A 19,607-nucleotide genomic window follows, 5' to 3' on the forward strand; every position below is an offset into this window, starting at 1 on the left:
TTATAAATGAAGGAAAATAGCATGTTTACGTTTAAGTTTAAAAAGAAAGAAAGCATTGAGACGGCAATAGAAGTTCCAAAGCATATTGCGGTCATTATGGATGGTAATGGTCGTTGGGCGAAAAAGCGGATGCAACCCCGTATTATGGGGCACAAGGCAGGTATGGATGCCCTACAAAAAGTTACTAAAACTGCTTCTGACTTGGGTGTTCGAGTATTGACAGTGTATGCATTTTCTACAGAAAATTGGTCTAGACCAGAAAAGGAAGTAAAGTTTATAATGAACCTTCCTGTGGAATTTTATGATAAGTATGTTCCTGAACTCCATGCCAATAATGTCAAAATTCAGATGATTGGTGACTATTCCAAACTACCTCAAGCCACCCTTAATGCTCTCTATAAGGCTGAGCAAAAAACGAAGAATAATACTGGACTAATTCTCAATTTCGCTTTGAACTACGGTGGTCGTGATGAGGTGACTCGAGCAGTTAAGGCCATAGCGCAAGATGTCTTGGATGCCAAGTTTAATTCTGGAGATATTGACGAGAAATTAATTGCGGACTACCTCTATACAGGGACCTTATCACCAGCGCTACGCGATCCCGATCTAGTTATCCGTACAAGTGGCGAACTCCGTCTCAGCAATTTTCTGCCTTGGCAATCAGCATATAGTGAGTTGTATTTTACAGATGTTGCTTGGCCTGATTTTGATGGAGATGCCCTCAAATTAGCGATTAAAGAGTATAACCGACGTCATAGACGATTTGGTGGTGTATAAGGAGAAGTTATGACAAATGATTTACAGAAACGAGTGATATTTGGTGCAATTGCTTTAGCTATTTTCACTCCCTTCTTGCTAGCTGGAGGCATGGCCTTTGATTTTTTTGTCGGTTTATTAGCAATGATTGCGACAGCTGAGCTGGTTAAGATGCGTCGTCTAGCGCCGAATTCAATTGAAGGTGTTTTAGCCATGTTGGCAAGTCTAGTATTGACGCTTCCGTTACAGAATTATCTAACATTCTTGCCGGCAGATGGGAACTATACAGCATATGCGATTGTAGTCTTCCTTCTTCTTGGGGCTACAGTTTTCAATATTGGTCGATACAATTATTCAGACGTAGTCTTTCCAATTGCATCAAGCTTCTATGTAGGAATTGGCTTCCATAGCTTGGTATTGGCTCGAATGGATGGTCTAAATAAGGTCTTTTTTGCCCTCTGTTTGGTTTGGGCTACAGATATAGGCGCTTACATGATTGGACGCCAGTTTGGACGCAGAAAACTATTACCAAAGGTTTCACCGAATAAAACAGTTGAAGGCTTTGTAGGTGGTATTCTTTCTGCGGTGGTAGTTGCTATCATTTTCTTGATTGTCGATAAGTCTTTGTTGGCTGGTTATTCCTTCGGCATGATATTGTTGCTAGTTGTGATTTTCTCGATATTCTCACAATTCGGAGATTTAGTTGAAAGTGCGATTAAACGCCATTTTGGTGTAAAGGATTCTGGAAAAATTATTCCAGGACATGGTGGTATATTGGATCGCTTCGATAGTATGATTTTTGTCTTTCCGATTATGCACTTCTTTGGCCTATTTTAAGGAGGTCCTATGAGAGGAATTTTAGCATTTATTTTTATTTTTGGTGTCATTGTGGTTGTCCATGAATTTGGTCACTTCTACTTTGCTAAGAAAGCAGGAATCCTTGTAAGGGAATTTGCGATTGGGATGGGGCCAAAGATTTTCGCTCATACAGGTAAGGATGGGACGCTTTACACGATTCGTATTCTTCCTCTTGGTGGTTATGTTCGAATGGCCGGTTGGGGTGAAGATAAGACAGAGATTAAGACAGGGACTCCTGCTAGCCTCAGCCTGAATGAAGCTGGTGTTGTGACGCGGATAAATTTAACTGGAAAACAGCTAGATAACCTTAGCTTACCGATGAATGTGACTAGTTTTGATTTCGAAAAAAAATTAGAAATTACAGGCTTGGTCTTGGAAGAAAGCAAGACTTATAAAGTTGATCACGATGCAACGATTGTCGAGGAAGATGGCACTGAAGTTCGAATTGCTCCACTGGATGTTCAATACCAAAATGCGACAGTCTGGGGGCGCTTGATCACCAACTTTGCTGGGCCGATGAATAACTTCATTTTAGGCATCTTAGTTTTTATTTTTTTGATGTTCATGCAAGGTGGGGTCGCCGATTTGTCAAGCAATGCAGTTAGTATTACTGATGGTGGTGCCTTACAAGCAGCTGGACTTGTGACTGGTGATAAAATTTTATCTGTCAATGGTGATGCAACAGACAGCTACACAGAAGTCGCGACGATCATTAGCAAGGCGGCGGCAGATGCAACAACTGCTCCAAGCTTTGGTTTGGTTGTGGAACATGATGGAGCAACCAAAAATGTGACCGTTACTGCGGAGAAAGTGGACGGAACCTATCGAATTGGGATTTCACCAATCTTGAAGACGGGCTTCGTTGATAAAATAGTCGGTGGTTTCCAAGAAGCAGGTGCGACGGCACTCTTGATTGTAACAGCTTTGAAAAATCTTATTGCAAACTTTGATGTGAAACAATTGGGTGGTCCTGTAGCCATCTATAAAGTTAGTGCCCAAGCTGCTGAATTTGGTTTGGCATCTGTATTGGGGCTAATGGCCATGCTTTCCATTAACCTTGGAATATTTAATTTGATTCCAATTCCAGCCTTAGATGGTGGTAAAATTGTGATGAATATTCTGGAAGCAATACGTAGAAAACCATTAAAGCCAGAAACAGAATCTTATATTACCCTAGCGGGTGTGGCCGTAATGGTAGTTCTTATGATAGTAGTCACATGGAATGACATTATACGTGTTTTCTTCTAGAATAAATTGAAATTAATATAAGGAATTGAATGCGTGCTACGCAGGATGTTCTGAAAACTATTAAAGGAATTGAACACGGGCTGAAACCTGTGTCTTCCTGTCAAACAAATGATGAAAGGAATTAAGGAGGTTCGTAATTGAACTCGGTCTAAAAACTCGGAAAATAGATAAACTGACTGATGTGCAAGCACATTGCGCCAGTTTCCTAATTTTCAGTCGTTTTTTACGACCTCCGTATCTTAATTATGAAACAGTCTAAATTGATTATCCCTACTTTGCGGGAGATGCCTTCGGATGCGTCGGTGATTAGCCACGCTTTGATGTTGCGTGCGGGCTATGTTCGTCAGATTTCTGCTGGTATTTATAGCTATTTGCCATTGGCAAACCGTGTGATTGAAAAAACGAAAAAAATCATGCGTGAGGAGTTTGACAAAATTGATGCTATTGAATTTTTAGCGCCAGCGCTTTTGTCAGCAGATATCTGGCGTGAGTCAGGTCGTTATGAAACATATGGCGATGACTTATACAAACTCAAAAACCGCGAAGGTTCTGATTTTATCTTGGGACCAACCCATGAAGAAACGGTGACCCTTTTAGCGCGTGATGCAGTTCAATCTTATAAGCAGTTGCCGCTTAATATCTATCAAATCCAACCAAAATACCGCGACGAAAAACGTCCTCGTAATGGTCTCCTCCGTGGTCGCGAGTTCATCATGAAAGATGGCTACAGCTTCCATGCTAGCTATGAGAGTCTGGACCAGACCTACGATGACTACAAGGCGGCTTACGAGGCAATCTTCACTCGTGCAGGCTTGGAGTTTAAGGCCATTATCGGTGATGGTGGTGCAATGGGTGGTAAGGATAGTCAAGAATTTATGGCTATCACCCCAGACCGTACCAATCTAAATCGCTGGGTTGTCTTGGATAAATCGGTTGCTTCTTTTGAGGAAATCCCAGAGGATGTCCTTGAAGCGATTAAAGCAGAACTCTTGGCTTGGTCTATATCTGGTGAAGATACTATCGCTTACTCAAGCGAATCTGGCTACGCTGCCAACTTAGAGATGGCAACGAGTGAGTACAAACCACGGACAGCTGTGGTTGCTGAAGAGACATTAGTAAAAGTTGCTACACCAGATGCAAAAACAATTGATGAAGTGGCCGCCTTCTTGAATGTTGCGGAAGAGCAAACCATTAAAACCATGCTCTTTATGGCAGATGGGGAGCCTGTTGTTGCCCTACTTGTTGGCAACGACCAGGTCAATGATGTTAAATTGAAAAATTACCTTGGAGCAGATTTCTTTGATGTAGCAGGCCCAGCGGATGCTGAAAAAATCTTCGGTGCAGGTTTTGGTTCCCTTGGACCAGTCGGCTTGTCAGAAAACATCAAGATTATTGCAGACCGCAAGGTGCAAGATGTGAAAAATGCTGTTGTCGGTGCCAACGAAGACGGTTTCCATTACACAGGTGCCAATGCGGGACGTGATTTCCAAGTGACTGAGTATGTGGACATTCGCGAAGTCAAAGAAGGGGAGCCATCACCAGACGGTCACGGTGTTCTTAACTTTGCTCGTGGTATCGAAATCGGTCATATTTTCAAGCTCGGTACCCGCTATTCAGACAGCATGAATGCCAACATTTTGGATGAGAATGGTCGTTCTATGCCGATTATCATGGGATGCTATGGAATTGGTGTTAGCCGACTCTTGTCAGCGGTTCTCGAACAACACGCTCGCCTCTTTGTTAATAAGACACCTAAAGGCGAATACCGTTACGCTTGGGGGATCAATTTCCCTAAAGAATTGGCACCGTTTGATGTGCATTTGATTCCAGTCAATGTCAAAGACGAAGTAGATATGGAATTGACTCAGACTATCGAAGCAAGTTTGGTTGGTGCAGGATATGAAGTATTAACTGACGACCGTAATGAGCGTGTCGGCGTGAAGTTCTCTGATAGTGACTTGATTGGCTTGCCAATCCGTGTGACAGTTGGTAAGAAAGCAGCGGATGGTATTGTCGAAGTGAAAATCAAGGGCACAGGTGATACTGTAGAAGTTCATGTGGATCAACTCCTTGAAACTCTTCAAATTCTTACTAAAGAAAATGAATAAACAGAAAAAGACTTGGTTGATGATAGCCAAGTCTTTGTTGATATAATCGGTTATCCCACGACAACAAGAATATGCTGTTTCCACTTTTGAGGTTGTACAGAAGATTCTAGCTTCTGGTAGCTTTTCCATGGTTTTAATCAGCTTGTACAATAAATTTTTCACAGAACATGACAAAAAGGAATTGCCGTCAATACTTTGGCAAGTAACGGCTATTTCTTTAGTTAAAATTAAATAGTCACTGTCCTTTTAACGGTTCTACTTTGGGTAGTTATTGATGCAACTGCCTTTTTTATTTCTATGATAACAAGGAAGCTTGAAAAAGCAAGTTAAATGATGGTGGCCTGCCAGAAAGTCTCTCACTTAGTCCAAGAAAAATTCCTCCATTTATGGTAAAATGATTCTAACTAATTACAAAGGAAATGGTCATGTCAGATAAATTTCAGCTTTTGCTTCAACAAATCGGGATGCCTCTTGATGCACGACAATCAGGGGCTTTTTCGACTGCAAAGATTGAGAAAGTGGTCTTGCACAAGGTCAGTAAATTATGGGAGTTTACCTTCCGTTTTGAAAATCCCCTACCACTTTTAGATTATCAACTCTTTAAGGCTCATTTGAAAACAGAGTTTGAAAAACTAGGGAACAAGATTCAATTTTCTTTGGTAACAGATGCGAACAGTTTTGAGACGGGTTTGGTGGAAGCCTATTATCCAGAGGCTTTTATGGAAGATTTGTGCCAGAGTGCTGGGTTCAAGGCACTGTTTCAGCCACTTGCTGTGACTTATCGAGACAGAGTTCTGTGGATAAAAGGACCAGAAACGATTGATACAGCTCATTTTCGCAAGAATCATTTGCCGAATTTAGTTGAACAGTACAAGCGATTTGGTTTTGGGAATCTAACTGTAGATATTGAAGTCTGCCAAGAAATGACGCAACAACAGGCAGAGGTTTTCCATGCACAAAATGAAGAAATTTACCAGCAGGCTAATGAGAAAAATTTAGCGGCCCTGGAACAACTATCTCAAATGGCTCCACCACCAGAGGCAGATCAGCCATTTGTCCCAGAATATAAGAAAAACCGTCCTGCTAAAGTCAATATTGAGAAAGCGGATATTACTCCGATGATTGAGGTGGACAGTGAAGAAAATCGTATTGTCTTTGAAGGGTTAGTTTTTGATGTTGAGCAGAAAACCACGAAGACGGGACGAGTCATTATCAATTTCAAGATGACCGACTATACATCTTCTTTTACCATGCAGAAGTGGGCTAAAAATGAAGAAGAGGCTCAAAAATTTGATATGGTAAAAAAAGGTAACTGGTTAAGGGTTCGTGGAAACGTGGAGACCAATAATTTCACGCGTGATTTGACCATGAATGTACAGGAAGTTCAAGAGATCAAAAAAGAAATTCGTAAGGATCTGATGCCTGATGATGAGAAACGTATTGAATTTCACGCCCATACCAATATGTCAACGATGGATGCCCTGCCAGCAGTTGAGGATTTAATCGCGCGTGCAGCAGCTTGGGGTCATAAGGCTGTGGCGATTACGGACCACGGAAATGTTCAGTCTTTCCCACATGGTTATCATGTTGCGCGAAAAGCCGGTATTAAAGCTCTCTTTGGAATGGAAGCAAATATCGTTGAGGATTCTGTTCCGATTGCCTACAATGTAGCAGATGTGGTGCTATCAGATGCCACTTATGTAGTTTTTGACGTGGAAACAACAGGCCTCTCTGCAGTCAATAATTCCCTGATTCAGATTGCGGCTTCTAAGATGCATAAAGGAAATATCGTTGCTGAATTTGATGAATTTATCGATCCAGGTCACCCGCTGAGTCAGTTTACGACTGAGTTGACAGGGATTACGGACGAACATGTGAGAGGCTCGAAACCACTTGAGCAAGTCTTACGTGAGTTTCAAGACTTCTGTCAGGGTTCGATTTTGGTTGCGCATAATGCTACTTTTGACGTCGGTTTTATGGATGTCAACTACGAGCGGGCTGGTCTTCCAACGATTAGTCAACCTGTGATTGATACCTTGGAGTTTGCTCGAAATCTTTATCCAGATTATAAGCGACATGGTCTGGGGCCTTTGACAAAGCGATTTGGGGTTGCCTTAGAACATCACCATATGGCGAACTACGATGCGGAGGCGACGGGACGCTTGCTCTTCATCTTCCTAAAGGATGCCTTTGAAAAACATCAAATAGCGAATCTTAACCAACTCAATACCGAACTAATTGTAGAAGATTCTTATAAGAAGGCTCGTGTCAAACACGCCACTTTATATGTCATCAATCAAGTTGGTTTAAAAAACATCTTCAAGCTCGTATCCCTGTCAAATACTAAATATTTTGCAGGTGTTCCTCGCATACCAAGAACAGTTCTGGATGCCCATCGCGAAGGACTAATACTAGGGACAGCTTGTCAAGAAGGTGAAGTGTTTGAAGAGCTTCTGTCCAAGGGAATGGATGATGCGGTAAAAAAGGCTACCTACTATGATTTTATCGAAGTCATGCCTCCAGCTCTTTATGAACCAATGATTGCCAAGGAACAGTTTAAGAATATTGTAGAGATTGAAGAAACTATCAAGCAGTTAATTGAGGTAGGGCGTAGGGCAGGACTGCCAGTTTTGGCGACGGGGAATGTTCACTATATAGATCCCGAGGAAGAAATCTATCGAGAAATTATTGTACGGGCTCTAGGGCAAGGGGCACCGATTAACTGGACCATTGGAAATGGGGAAAATGCCCAACCAGCTCCACTGCCTAAGGCTCACTTTAGAACGACTAGCGAGATGTTGGACGAGTTCGCTTTCTTGGGAGAAAGTTTCGCTCGTGAGATTGTCGTTACCAATCCTAATGCGATGCTGAGTCGGTTTGAAGATGTAGAAGTCGTGAAGACGGATCTGTATACGCCTTATATTGAAAAGGCAGAAGAAACAGTCGCTGAATTAACCTATCAAAAAGCCTTTGAGATTTATGGTAATCCTTTGCCAGATATTATTGACTTGCGAATAGAAAAAGAGCTGTCTTCTATTCTTGGTAATGGGTTTGCAGTGATTTACCTAGCATCGCAGATGTTGGTACAACGATCGAATGAACGGGGCTACTTAGTTGGTTCTCGGGGATCGGTTGGTTCTAGTTTCGTAGCAACCATGATTGGGATTACAGAAGTAAATCCAATGCCTCCTCACTATGTCTGTCCAAATTGCCAGCACAGTGAATTTATTACAGACGGTTCCTATGGTTCAGGCTTTGATTTACCAGATAAGGTATGTATCAATTGTGGAACAAAGTATAAAAAAGATGGTCAGGATATTCCTTTCGAAACCTTCCTAGGTTTTGATGGAGATAAGGTTCCCGATATTGACTTGAACTTTTCTGGAGATGATCAACCATCTGCTCACTTAGACGTGCGTAAGATTTTTGGTGAGGAATATGCCTTCCGTGCGGGAACAGTTGGTACAGTAGCTGCTAAGACGGCCTATGGTTTTGTACGTGGGTATGAACGAGATTATGGAAAATTCTACCGGGATGTGGAGGTGGAGCGTTTAGCAGCAGGAGCAGCTGGTGTGAAACGAACAACGGGTCAGCACCCGGGAGGGATTGTTGTTATTCCTAATTATATGGATGTTTATGACTTTACCCCAGTACAATACCCGGCTGATGATATTACCGCAAGTTGGCAGACTACTCACTTTAACTTCCATGATATTGACGAAAACGTTCTTAAGCTCGATGTTCTCGGACACGATGATCCGACGATGATTCGGAAGTTGCAGGACTTGTCAGGCATTGATCCACAAACGATTCCCGCAGATGATAAAGGGGTAATGGCCCTTTTCTCAGGAACAGAAATTTTAGGTGTTACCCCTGAACAGATTGGGACACCGACTGGTATGTTAGGAATTCCGGAATTTGGGACCAATTTTGTTCGAGGGATGGTTGAAGAAACCCACCCAACAACTTTTTCGGAATTACTTCAGTTATCTGGTCTATCACATGGTACAGATGTGTGGTTGGGCAATGCGCAAGACTTAATCAAATCCGGGATTGCTGACCTATCTACGGTTATCGGTTGTCGGGATGACATCATGGTGTACCTCATGCATGCTGGTTTGCCACCGAAAATGGCCTTTAACATCATGGAACGGGTACGGAAAGGGATGTGGCTCAAGATTTCAGAGGAAGAGCGAAATGGTTACATCCAAGCCATGAAGGACAACAAGGTACCTGATTGGTACATTGAATCATGTGGTAAAATCAAGTACATGTTCCCTAAAGCCCATGCGGCTGCTTACGTTATGATGGCCTTACGAGTTGCCTACTTCAAGGTTCATCATCCGCTATATTATTATTGTGCATATTTCTCCATTCGTGCGAAAGCCTTTGATTTGGCGACTATGTCAGGTGGATTGGATAAAGTCAAGTCCAAGATGGAAGAGATTGCCCTCAAAAAGAAGAACAACGAAGCTTCAAACGTTGAACAGGATCTTTATACCACGCTTGAATTGGTCAACGAAATGCTGGAACGTGGTTTCAAGTTTGGTAAATTAGATTTATACAAATCTCATGCTACAGAGTTCTTGATTGAGGGTGATACCCTTATCCCTCCATTTGTTGCCATGGATGGTCTGGGTGAAAACGTTGCTAAGCAGGTCGTTGCAGCGCGTGCTGAAGGAGAATTTCTCTCCAAGACCGAACTCCGAAAACGTGGAGGATTGTCAAGTACGCTTGTTGAAAAAATGGATGAAATGGGAATCCTGGGTAAAATGCCAGAGGACAACCAGTTGAGCTTATTTGATGATTTGTTTTAATAAGGAAGGTCACTGTTTCTCGTTATTTTGAGAGACAGTGATTTTTTACATAAAAAGAAGCCAAAACTCTTGAATATTTTTTTGAATAGGTTTATAATCCCCACATAGTGATAAAAATTACTAGATAGTAATAAACAGAAAAGAGGAAATCTATGTCAAATTTTGCAAAACTTCAAGAAACTCGTCGTACTATTTATGCACTCGGTAAAGAATTGCTAGTATCAAATGAAGAAGTAGTAGCTCTCGTTGAGAAAGCTATGAAAGAATCACCATCAGCTTTCAACTCACAATCAAGTCGCGCAGTAGTACTTTTTGGTGCTGAATCAGAAGCTTTCTGGAACGAAATTGCTTACAGTGAATTGGAAAAAGTAACACCAGCTGAAGCATTTGAAGGCACTAAAGGCCGCTTGGCTAGCTTTGCTGCAGGTGCAGGTACTATCTTGTTCTTCGAAGACCAAGACGTAGTTAAAGGCTTGCAAGAAAGCTTCCCACTCTATGCAGAAAACTTCCCAATCTGGTCTGAACAAGCTCACGGTATCAACTTGTATGCAGTGTGGTTGGCATTTGCTGAGAAAAATATCGGTATGAACGTTCAACACTACAACCCATTGGTAGATGCACAAGTTGCTGAAAAATACGGTATCCCAGCTAACTGGAAACTTCGTGCACAAGCTCCATTCGGTAGCATCGCAGCTCCAGCAGGGGAAAAAGATTACATGGCGGATGGGGACCGTGTAAAGGTTTTTGGTAACTAATCCTCTGCGAAAATTGAAGTCAGACGTTGTTGACTTGATGTGATGAACTTAAGTTCGATCTACATCTGCGTCGCCTAGTCTGACTTCAATTTTCATTGAGTATACATACTTACAGTTTGCTTTATTACGTCGTTAACTCGCCTTGCCTAACTCCAGTTATGTCTGCGGCTCGTTGCCTAGTACTAAATGCAAACTGAAAACTTTATGCTTAGAAAATTGGAAATATCCCTTGTCAGCTTGTCTAGTTGAGTGTAAAGCTTCAGTGAATACGACACAACCTTCCCACTAACTTCCTGTTTTGCAGGAAGTTTTTTTATCTCCCCTTTACTAAAATATGATACAATAATCTAGTATAATAACCTAAGGAGATGAACATGGTATTACCTAATTTTAAAGAAAATCTGGCGAAATACGCGAAACTTTTGGTATCAACTGGTATCAATGTCCAACCAGGTCATACAGTCCAGTTGACAATTGCTGTTGATCAGGCAGAGTTGGCCCGTTTGATTGTTAAAGAAGCTTATGCACTCGGTGCAGCAGAGGTCTTAGTGAACTGGTCAGATGATGTCATTGCTCGCGAACGTTTGGTCAATGTAGATGTAGAACGCTTAGAACAAGTTCACCCACAACGTGTTACTGAAATGAATTATTTATTAGAGCACAAATCTAGTCGTTTGGTTGTCTTGTCTGATGATCCTGGTGCATACGATGGCGTTGATCCTGAGAAATTGTCTCGCAGTGCACGCGCAATCAGCCAGGCCTTAAACCCAATGCGTCAAGCCAGTCAAGCTAACAAAATCAGCTGGACACTTGGTGCAGCATCTGGTTTGGAATGGGCCAAAAAAGTTTTCCCAAATGCAACGTCTGACGAAGAAGCAGTAGATCTGCTTTGGGACCAAATTTTCAAGACTTGCCGTATCTACGAAGAAGATCCAATCAAAGCCTGGGAAGAGCATGAAGCACGTTTGGTAGCAAAAGCTAAGGTTCTTAACGACGAGCAGTTTGTCAAATTGCATTACACAGCACCAGGAACCGACCTTGTTCTTGGTATGCCGAAAAACCACTTATGGGAAGCGGCTGGTTCGATCAATGCCCAAGGTGAGAAGTTTATTGCCAACATGCCAACAGAAGAAGTCTTTACAGCACCTGACTATCGTGTGGCCGATGGTTATGTAACTTCTACAAAACCGCTTAGCTATAACGGTAATATTATTGAAGGTATCAAAGTAACCTTTAAAGATGGTGAGATTGTAGATGTGACTGCTGAAAAAGGCGATGAAGTCATGAAGAAACTGGTCTTTGACAATGCTGGTGCACGCGGTCTGGGTGAAGTTGCCCTTGTACCAGATAAGAGCCCAATCTCTCAATCAGGTGTAACTTTCTTCAACACTCTCTTTGATGAAAATGCCTCAAACCACTTGGCAATCGGGCAAGCCTATGCCTTCTCAATTGAAGGTGGTACAGAAATGAGCCAAGAAGAGTTGAAAGAAGCAGGTCTCAACCGTTCTGATGTCCACGTTGACTTCATGATTGGTTCAAACAAAATGAACATTGACGGCATTCGTGAAGATGGAACTCGCGTCCCTATCTTCCGCGACGGTGAGTGGGCTATCTAATAGTCATCTTATAAGACTGGGCAACCAGTCTTATTTTGTAAATGTTGGAGGAAAATAAGATGTTAACAAGTATTATCGCAGGTGCCATAATTGGTATGATTGCAGGAGCACTTACTTCGTCAGACGACCGTCGTGGTTGTCTGGGAAATATTATCCTTGGGCTTGCTGGTTCGTGGATTGGGCAGTTGCTCTTTGGTGGTTGGGGGCCACAATTTGCTGGCATGGCTCTGGTACCGTCAGTCTTTGGAGCAGTATTGTTAGTGGCCATTTTTTCAAGTTCCAGACGGAGTTAATAAATAAAGCCGAGCTTTGAAAAAGAGCTTGGCTTTATTGTGTGAATTTGCATGAATTGCCGTACTGTTCGGATTTTTCAGAAAATTTCCATTTTTCTATTGACAAGTGAAAAAAAGTAAGGTATCATTGTAAACAATTAAGAACCTGTATTCACAAGTGAAGTGCTTGTATATAAGAGATAGTTTTTCGCTAATCAAGGCAGTTTTTTGAGGGAATACTGACGTATTTTGAAAAAAACTAACGATGAGTTGATGAAATACTAGCCTTAGATGAAAGTGCTGGGCTGTGAATACAGGTTCCAGAACACTGAAAGGAAAAAGTCAAATGAAACCAGTCACTACAAACTTTACTTTGTTGTTGCGACGGTTGGGCTAGTGCACTAGGTAGCATTAGTCCTGTTTGGCTTACCGAGCGGGCGCTGTTGACAACATCTCGCAGGTAGTAATCCTCGAGGTGTTTTCTTTTTATCACGATTCATTCCCTTTTCTTTTATTACTGCGACGATTGAGGAAACTTCGTTTCCTTATTACCAACTTCAAATAATTTCATCATTATTTGAACTCGCTTTGCCGTACTCCACGGATGTGACTTGCTTTGCAAGTCTAATCTCCCTCCTCGCACAGTCCCCTGGACTATGCAAGCTGTCTTCGGCTATTGATGCGAACTAAGTTCGCTCTGTTTCCCACCTCCAACAGTCACTACTCTGACTGCTGGAGCTAGTACTAAAAGTAAGTTGAATGGACTGTCAAAATTATAGAGTAATGAACTAGTTGTTCGTATATCTTTAATTTGAAGAGTTTAGAAAGGTATTCTTATGCGTGTGATTGAATTTTTAGATACGACTTTACGGGATGGTGAACAGACGCCTGGTGTGAATTTTTCAATCAAGGAAAAAGTGACCATTGCCAAGCAGTTGGAGAAATGGGGGATTTCTGCCATTGAAGCGGGTTTTCCAGCGGCCAGTCCTGATTCTTTTGAAGCGGTTCGTCAGATTGCGGCGGCTATGACCAAGACGGCTGTGACAGGTTTGGCTCGGTCAGTCAAGTCAGACATTGATGCTTGTTATGAGGCTCTGAAAGATGCCAAGTATCCGCAGATTCATGTTTTCATTGCGACCAGTCCCATTCACCGTGAATTTAAACTTCAAAAGTCCAAAGAAGAAATTTTGACGCAAATCACTGAACATGTCAGCTATGCCCGTGAGCGTTTTGAGGTGGTGGAGTTCTCGCCAGAGGATGCGACGCGGACGGAGTTGGAATATTTGCTAGAAGTGGTACAAACAGCGGTAGATGCTGGTGCGACCTACATCAACATTCCAGATACAGTCGGCTTTACGACTCCTCAGCACTACGGAGAAATTTTCCGTTACTTGACAACAAACATCAAGTCGGACCGTGAGATTATTTTCAGTCCGCATTGCCATAATGACCTAGGTATGGCTGTTGCCAATACCCTTTCAGCTATTAAAAACGGTGCCGGTCGTGTTGAGGGAACTATCAACGGTATCGGTGAGCGAGCAGGAAATGCGGCCCTTGAAGAAGTAGCTGTTGCTCTTGAAATTCGGAAAGATTTCTATGATGTGACTAGTCCAATTGTTCTAAAGGAAACTCTCAATACTTCGGAATTAGTATCTCGATTTTCTGGGATTGCCATTCCACGCAATAAGGCGGTGGTTGGTGGCAATGCCTTCTCTCATGAGTCAGGTATCCACCAAGATGGTGTCTTGAAAAATCCATTGACTTATGAAATCATTACACCTGAGTTGGTAGGGGTCAAGAAAAATTCTCTGCCACTGGGTAAACTATCCGGTCGCCATGCCTTTGTGGAAAAACTAAAAGAATTAGACTTGTATTTTGAAGAGAGTGATGTTGCGGGCCTCTTTGCTCGCTTTAAAAACCTTGCGGACAAGAAAGAAAAAATCACGGACGCAGATATTCGTGCCTTGGTAGCTGGTACAGAAATCAGCAATCGTGATGGCTTCCAATTTAAAGATTTGCGTTTGGATAGTCAGTCTGACGGAAGTATTCAGGCTCAAGTTACCTTCATCAATCAGGATGAGGAAGAAGTGGTTGTTGTGGAGTCAGGCAAGGGTTCGGTTGAGGCTGTCTTTAATGCCATTGACCAATTCTTCCAGCAGGAAATCAGCTTAGAACGCTACCATATCGACGCTATTACTGATGGGATTGATGCCCAGGCGCGTGTGCTTGTCGCCGTAGAAAACAAGGCAACGGAAACCGTCTTTAATGCCTCTGGTATTGACTTTGACGTATTGAAGGCTTCTGCAATTGCCTATATTCATGCCAATGTCATGGTACAGAAAGAAAATAGCGGACAGATTGATAAGAAACTATCTGAGAAAGAGTTGCCAACTAGCTAGGAGGAAATATGACGAAAAAAATTGTAGCCTTGGCTGGTGATGGAATCGGTCCTGAAATCATGGAGGCTGGCCTAGCAGTCCTCAAGGCTGTTACTGGGCAAGTAGGATTTGATTATGAGATTGAGGAGAGAGCTTTTGGTGGAGCTGGGATTGATGCGGCTGGCCATCCGCTACCAGATGCCACCTTACAAGCCTGCCGTCAGGCGGATGCGATTTTGTTAGCAGCTATCGGTAGCCCTCAATATGATGATGCAGCTGTTCGACCAGAACAAGGTCTGCTTCAACTTCGGAAGGAATTGGGTCTCTTTGCCAATATCCGTCCGGTGAAAATTTTTGATAGCCTGAAAGACTATTCTCCTCTGAAAGCCGACCGGCTGGACGGTGTGGATTTGGTCATGGTAAGGGAGCTGACAGGAGGAATTTATTTTGGAGAGCATATTCTGGAAACAGACCAAGCCAGCGATAGCAATACCTATCAGGCAAAAGAGATTGAACGAGTTGTCCGCACTGCCTTTGACCTAGCCCAAAAAAGACGAAAAAAAGTCACCAGCATTGACAAGCAAAATGTGCTGGCAACGTCAAAATTATGGCGGAAGGTAGCGGATGAGGTGGCTAAGGACTACCCAGATGTGGTCTTGGAGCACCAGTTGGTGGATAGTGCAGCTATGCTCTTGATTACCAATCCTAGTCGATTTGATGTCTTGGTGACGGAAAATCTTTTCGGAGATATTTTGTCGGATGAGGCCAGCGTATTAACAGGAACGCTAGGGGTTCTGCCTTCTGCTAGTCATGCGGTGGCAGGTCCCAGTCTCTATGAACCTATCCATGGTTCGGCACCAGATATTGCAGGTCAGGGCATTGCCAATCCGGTCAGTATGATTCTATCTGTTGCCATGATGCTGGAAGAAAGTTTTGATTTGGTCCAAGCAGGTCAGACCATTCGCCAAGCTGTTGAAGCGGTCTTTGCACAGGGAATTTTTACTAAAGATCTAGGTGGTAGCGCCTCTACCAAAGAAATGACGGAGGCTATTATAGCCCAGATTGAAAGGAGATCGCCATGAGTGGAAAATCCATTTTCGATAAGCTCTGGGATCGCCATGTGATTACAGGGCAAGAAGGTCAACCCCAACTCCTTTATGTGGACCAGCACTATATCCATGAGGTGACTAGTCCCCAGGCCTTTGATGGTCTGCGAGAGGCTGGACGGCAAGTCCGTCGGCCAGAATTGACCTTTGGTACATTTGACCATAATGTTCCAACGGTTAATATTTATGATATTCGTGATGTCATTTCCAAGGCTCAGATGGATGCCTTAGCTCGCAATGTGGCGGAGTTCGGCATTCCACATGCGCCACATGGATCTGCCAACCAAGGCATTGTCCACATGGTGGGACCAGAGACTGGCTTGACCCAGCCAGGGAAATTCATCGTCTGTGGAGATAGCCATACGGCAACCCACGGAGCATTCGGTGCCATTGCCTTTGGAATTGGGACAACAGAAGTAGAGCATGTCTTTGCGACTCAAACGTTGTGGCAAGTCAAACCCAAAAAGCTCTTAGTACGGTTTACAGGTAAGCCGAAAAAGGGGATATACTCCAAGGATTATGTTCTGGCATTGATTGCTAAGTATGGTGTGGCACTGGGGGTTGGTTATGTAGTCGAGTATGTGGGTGAGGCTATTGATGCTCTGACCATGGAAGAACGGATGACGATTTGTAACATGTCTATCGAGTTCGGATCCAAGATGGGGATTATGAACCCAGATCAAATCACTTTTGATTATCTAGCAGACAAGGAAAAACGGCCTAAAGACTTTGAGGTAGCGGTAGCTGATTGGAAAACCCTGGTATCTGATTCAGATGCAGTTTATGATAAGGTCATTGAAATGGATGTTTCGAATCTGGCACCGATGGTAACATGGGGAACCAATCCTTCCATGGGAGTCTCGTTTGATGAGACCTTTCCTGAAGTTCGCGATATGAACGATGAACGAGCGTATAAGTACATGAACTTACAGCCTGGACAAAGTCCAAAGGACATCGAAATTGGCTATGTTTTCCTGGGGTCCTGTACCAATTCTCGTCTTTCTGACTTGAAGGTGGCCGCCAAGATTGTTGAAGGCAAACGTGTGGCAGATCATGTGACTGCAATTGTGGTTCCTGGTTCGAGGCCGGTTAAGTCAGCTGCAGAAGCACTAGGCTTAGACAAAATTTTCTTGGAAGCTGGCTTTGAATGGCGGGATCCTGGTTGCTCCATGTGTCTGGGTATGAACCCAGACAAGGTGCCGACAGGTGTCCACTGTGCATCGACTAGTAACCGAAACTTTGAGGATCGACAGGGTGTTGGATCTCGAACCCATCTTTGTAGTCCAGCCATGGCAGCAGCGGCAGCTATTGCAGGACGCTTTGTAGATGTTCGTGATTTGGAGGTGGTCTGATGGAAAAGTTTACAATCTACTCTGGGACGACTGTTCCACTCATGAATGACAACATTGATACCGATCAGATTTTGCCCAAGCAGTTTCTTAAGCTGATTGACAAGAAGGGTTTTGGCAAGTACCTCATGTATGAGTGGCGTTATTTGGATAACAAGTACACTGAGGACCCTGATTTTATCTTTAATACGGCACCATATCGTCAGGCAACGATCTTGATTACAGGGGATAACTTTGGGGCAGGTTCGTCTAGGGAGCACGCCGCTTGGGCACTAGCTGACTATGGCTTCAAGGTTATCATTGCAGGTTCCTTCGGGGATATTCATTATAACAATGACCTCAACAATGGCATCTTGCCAATCGTTCAGCCTCTTGAGGTTCGGGAGAAATTGGCTGCGCTGGCACCAACTGATGAGGTGACTGTGGATCTCTACCAGCAAAAGATTATCTCACCAGTCGGAGAATTTGATTTCGAGATCGATGCAGATTGGAAACACAAATTACTCAACGGTCTAGATGATATTGGGATTACCCTTCAGTATCAGGATTTGATTGAGGAGTATGAAAGGAATCGGCCAAGTTACTGGCAGGAATAAAATAAAGATAAGAAAACAAGCAGGTCGCTCTGCTATGAAACAAAAGAAAAGAGGAAATTATTATGACGAAACAAATTCACTGGGATGGCGCACTTTCACAAGAAGGTTTTGACGTTATCAAGGGTGAGGGAGGCGTGATTGTCTGCCCGACGAAGGTTGGTTACATCATCATGACTGCTGACAAGGCTGGCTTGGAGCGTAAGTTTGACGCTAAAGAGCGTAAGCGTAATAAGCCGGGCGTGGTCCTTTGTGGTAGCATGGAGGAGCTTCGTGAGCTGGCGCAGCTGACACCTGAGATTGATGCCTTCTACCAAAAACATTGGGATGAGGACATTTTGTTGGGTTGTATCCTACCTTGGAAACCAGAGGCTTATGCTAAGTTGCAAGCCTATGGCGATGGTCGTGAAGAGTTGATGACCGACGTTCGTGGGACTTCTTGCTTTGTTATCAAGTTTGGTGTTGCAGGCGAGCAGATTGCCAAGGAAATGTGGGAAAAAGAAGGTCGTATGGTCTACGCTTCTTCTGCCAATCCATCAGGTAAGGGAAATCGTGGTAAGGTAGAAGGTATTGGTGAGCGTATCGCGTCTAAAGTAGACTTGATTATCGAGGCGGATGACTATGTGGCATCTATCCAGCCAGACAAGACCATCGAAACCCGCTATGAGCAAGGGGTTATGGTGTCTATGGTAGACAAAGATGGTAAACTGATTCCAGAACAAGGTGCAGATAGCCGTTCTATCAGCCCATGTCCAGTTGTCATCCGTAAAGGTTTGGACATCGATAAAATCATGATGCACTTGTCTGATCATTTCAACTCTTGGGACTACAGACAAGGGGAATATTACTAAGAACCTACATTCACAGTTCAGCACTTCCATCTAAGGCTAGTTTTTCAGCTACTCATCGTTAGTTTTTTTCAAAATACAGTCAGTATTCCCTCAAAAAACTGCTTTGATTAGCGAAAAACTTTCTCTTATATACAAGCACTTCACTTGTAAATACAGGTTCTATGATAGATCGATCCGAAAGGGTCGTTTTTTCTACCAGAAAAAAACTGACCGATATTTCAGTCAGTTTCCTATGTTTATTCAATCACCAGCATGCCTTCTTTAACGGCAAATGGGTGTTCCGGGTCAATGCGGTCGTAGAACATGACACCGTTGAGGTGGTCGATTTCGTGTTGGACCACGATTGCATTATATCCCTTGAGTTTGATGCGGTGCTTTTCTCCGTTTTTGTCCATGTAATCAACAGTCACACGCGCGTGGCGGACTACGTAGCCTTGGACTTCGCGGTCAACAGATAGGCAACCTTCGCCCCCTTCTATAGCCGCTTCTTGGACAGAATGAGCCACGATTTTAGGATTGTACAATACTTCTTGTAGAGAGTAGGCTTGGGCAGGTGGATGTCCTTCCTCGTCCTCTGGGTTTGGTACTAAAACAGCGATGATGCGTTTAGAAACATCCAATTGGGGAGCTGCAAGACCAACTCCGCCACGGAGTTTCATTTTTTCAGCCATGACAGGATCCTGAGAATGTTTGAGGAATTGCATCATTTTCTCACCTAAAATCACTTCTTGATCAGAAAGTGGAAATTGGACTTCCTCTGCAACTTGGCGTAGGGTTGGATGCCCTTCACGTATGATGTCATCCATGTCAATCAAATGGGCAGGTTTTGTAAGGTTTTCAATTATAGTCATACTTCTCTCCTTTGGGTATTATTAAAATAAGTATAGCATGAAATGAGAG

The 19,607-nt window shown here is 43.2% G+C and carries 14 protein-coding genes and 1 pseudogene; 14 read left to right on the forward strand and 1 reads right to left on the reverse strand.

Annotated elements, in window-relative coordinates; translation table 11 throughout:
• The first annotated feature begins 21 nt into the window (after positions 1 to 21).
• The 14 genes and pseudogenes from D2A30_01140 (at position 22) to D2A30_01205 (ending at position 18,707) form a co-directional block, all read left to right on the forward strand.
• Positions 22 to 777, forward strand: a complete 756-nt coding sequence (locus tag D2A30_01140; protein ULL20323.1) for an isoprenyl transferase — start codon at positions 22 to 24, stop codon at positions 775 to 777.
• A gap of 9 nt (positions 778 to 786) precedes the next feature.
• The gene (locus D2A30_01145; protein ID ULL20324.1) at positions 787 to 1,593 is read left to right on the forward strand and encodes a phosphatidate cytidylyltransferase; all 807 of its coding nucleotides are present in this window, start codon (positions 787 to 789) and stop codon (positions 1,591 to 1,593) included.
• 9 nt (positions 1,594 to 1,602) lie between these two features.
• Complete coding sequence (gene rseP, locus D2A30_01150; GenBank protein ID ULL20325.1) at positions 1,603 to 2,862, forward strand: RIP metalloprotease RseP; 1,260 nt, start codon at positions 1,603 to 1,605, stop codon at positions 2,860 to 2,862.
• Between the two features lie 245 nt (positions 2,863 to 3,107).
• Positions 3,108 to 4,970: a proline--tRNA ligase gene (locus D2A30_01155; GenBank protein ID ULL20326.1), complete on the forward strand. Its 1,863-nt coding sequence runs from the start codon at positions 3,108 to 3,110 to the stop codon at positions 4,968 to 4,970.
• Positions 4,971 to 5,395: 425 nt separating this feature from the next.
• Positions 5,396 to 9,787, forward strand: a complete 4,392-nt coding sequence (locus D2A30_01160) for a PolC-type DNA polymerase III (protein ULL20327.1) — start codon at positions 5,396 to 5,398, stop codon at positions 9,785 to 9,787.
• 152 nt (positions 9,788 to 9,939) lie between these two features.
• Positions 9,940 to 10,542, forward strand: coding sequence for a nitroreductase (locus D2A30_01165; protein ULL20328.1), 603 nt, complete (start codon positions 9,940 to 9,942; stop codon positions 10,540 to 10,542).
• Positions 10,543 to 10,916: 374 nt separating this feature from the next.
• The gene (locus D2A30_01170) at positions 10,917 to 12,158 is read left to right on the forward strand and encodes an aminopeptidase (protein ULL20329.1); all 1,242 of its coding nucleotides are present in this window, start codon (positions 10,917 to 10,919) and stop codon (positions 12,156 to 12,158) included.
• Between the two features lie 59 nt (positions 12,159 to 12,217).
• Positions 12,218 to 12,451: a GlsB/YeaQ/YmgE family stress response membrane protein gene (locus tag D2A30_01175; GenBank protein ULL20330.1), complete on the forward strand. Its 234-nt coding sequence runs from the start codon at positions 12,218 to 12,220 to the stop codon at positions 12,449 to 12,451.
• 477 nt (positions 12,452 to 12,928) lie between these two features.
• Positions 12,929 to 13,172, forward strand: a pseudogene (locus tag D2A30_01180) (hypothetical protein).
• Positions 13,173 to 13,266: 94 nt separating this feature from the next.
• On the forward strand, positions 13,267 to 14,829 hold the full coding sequence (locus tag D2A30_01185) for a 2-isopropylmalate synthase (protein ID ULL20331.1): 1,563 nt from the start codon (positions 13,267 to 13,269) through the stop codon (positions 14,827 to 14,829).
• A gap of 8 nt (positions 14,830 to 14,837) precedes the next feature.
• The gene (leuB, locus tag D2A30_01190; GenBank protein ULL20332.1) at positions 14,838 to 15,890 is read left to right on the forward strand and encodes a 3-isopropylmalate dehydrogenase; all 1,053 of its coding nucleotides are present in this window, start codon (positions 14,838 to 14,840) and stop codon (positions 15,888 to 15,890) included.
• Complete coding sequence (gene leuC / locus D2A30_01195; GenBank protein ID ULL20333.1) at positions 15,887 to 17,266, forward strand: 3-isopropylmalate dehydratase large subunit; 1,380 nt, start codon at positions 15,887 to 15,889, stop codon at positions 17,264 to 17,266. Before leuB ends, leuC begins: the two co-directional genes overlap by 4 nt.
• Positions 17,266 to 17,859 carry a 3-isopropylmalate dehydratase small subunit gene (gene leuD, locus D2A30_01200; GenBank protein ID ULL20334.1) on the forward strand — a complete coding sequence of 198 codons (594 nt, stop codon included), beginning with the start codon at positions 17,266 to 17,268 and terminating at the stop codon, positions 17,857 to 17,859. The genes leuC and leuD overlap by 1 nt, the downstream gene beginning before the upstream one ends.
• A 62-nt stretch (positions 17,860 to 17,921) precedes the next feature.
• Positions 17,922 to 18,707, forward strand: coding sequence for a translation factor (SUA5) (locus D2A30_01205; protein ULL20335.1), 786 nt, complete (start codon positions 17,922 to 17,924; stop codon positions 18,705 to 18,707).
• A 236-nt stretch (positions 18,708 to 18,943) separates the two neighbouring features.
• On the opposite strand, the gene D2A30_01210 is transcribed toward D2A30_01205, so the two are convergent.
• Positions 18,944 to 19,558 carry a peptide deformylase gene (locus D2A30_01210; GenBank protein ULL20336.1) on the reverse strand — a complete coding sequence of 205 codons (615 nt, stop codon included), beginning with the start codon at positions 19,556 to 19,558 and terminating at the stop codon, positions 18,944 to 18,946.
• Positions 19,559 to 19,607 lie beyond the last annotated feature (49 nt).

Origin of the sequence: Streptococcus suis, assembly GCA_022354845.1 — a bacterium.
Taxonomy (GTDB): Bacteria; Bacillota; Bacilli; order Lactobacillales; family Streptococcaceae; genus Streptococcus; species Streptococcus suis_AA.

Coding starts and splice junctions, on each gene's coding strand:
- D2A30_01165 (ULL20328.1), top strand. CDS start 9,940: ATGTCAAATTTTGCAAAACTTCAAGAAACTCGTCGTACTATTTATGCA.
- D2A30_01145 (ULL20324.1), top strand. CDS start 787: ATGACAAATGATTTACAGAAACGAGTGATATTTGGTGCAATTGCTTTA.
- rseP (ULL20325.1), top strand. CDS start 1,603: ATGAGAGGAATTTTAGCATTTATTTTTATTTTTGGTGTCATTGTGGTT.
- D2A30_01210 (ULL20336.1), bottom strand. CDS start 19,558: ATGACTATAATTGAAAACCTTACAAAACCTGCCCATTTGATTGACATG.
- D2A30_01170 (ULL20329.1), top strand. CDS start 10,917: ATGGTATTACCTAATTTTAAAGAAAATCTGGCGAAATACGCGAAACTT.
- leuD (ULL20334.1), top strand. CDS start 17,266: ATGGAAAAGTTTACAATCTACTCTGGGACGACTGTTCCACTCATGAAT.
- D2A30_01205 (ULL20335.1), top strand. CDS start 17,922: ATGACGAAACAAATTCACTGGGATGGCGCACTTTCACAAGAAGGTTTT.
- leuC (ULL20333.1), top strand. CDS start 15,887: ATGAGTGGAAAATCCATTTTCGATAAGCTCTGGGATCGCCATGTGATT.
- D2A30_01155 (ULL20326.1), top strand. CDS start 3,108: ATGAAACAGTCTAAATTGATTATCCCTACTTTGCGGGAGATGCCTTCG.
- D2A30_01140 (ULL20323.1), top strand. CDS start 22: ATGTTTACGTTTAAGTTTAAAAAGAAAGAAAGCATTGAGACGGCAATA.
- D2A30_01160 (ULL20327.1), top strand. CDS start 5,396: ATGTCAGATAAATTTCAGCTTTTGCTTCAACAAATCGGGATGCCTCTT.
- D2A30_01185 (ULL20331.1), top strand. CDS start 13,267: ATGCGTGTGATTGAATTTTTAGATACGACTTTACGGGATGGTGAACAG.
- leuB (ULL20332.1), top strand. CDS start 14,838: ATGACGAAAAAAATTGTAGCCTTGGCTGGTGATGGAATCGGTCCTGAA.
- D2A30_01175 (ULL20330.1), top strand. CDS start 12,218: ATGTTAACAAGTATTATCGCAGGTGCCATAATTGGTATGATTGCAGGA.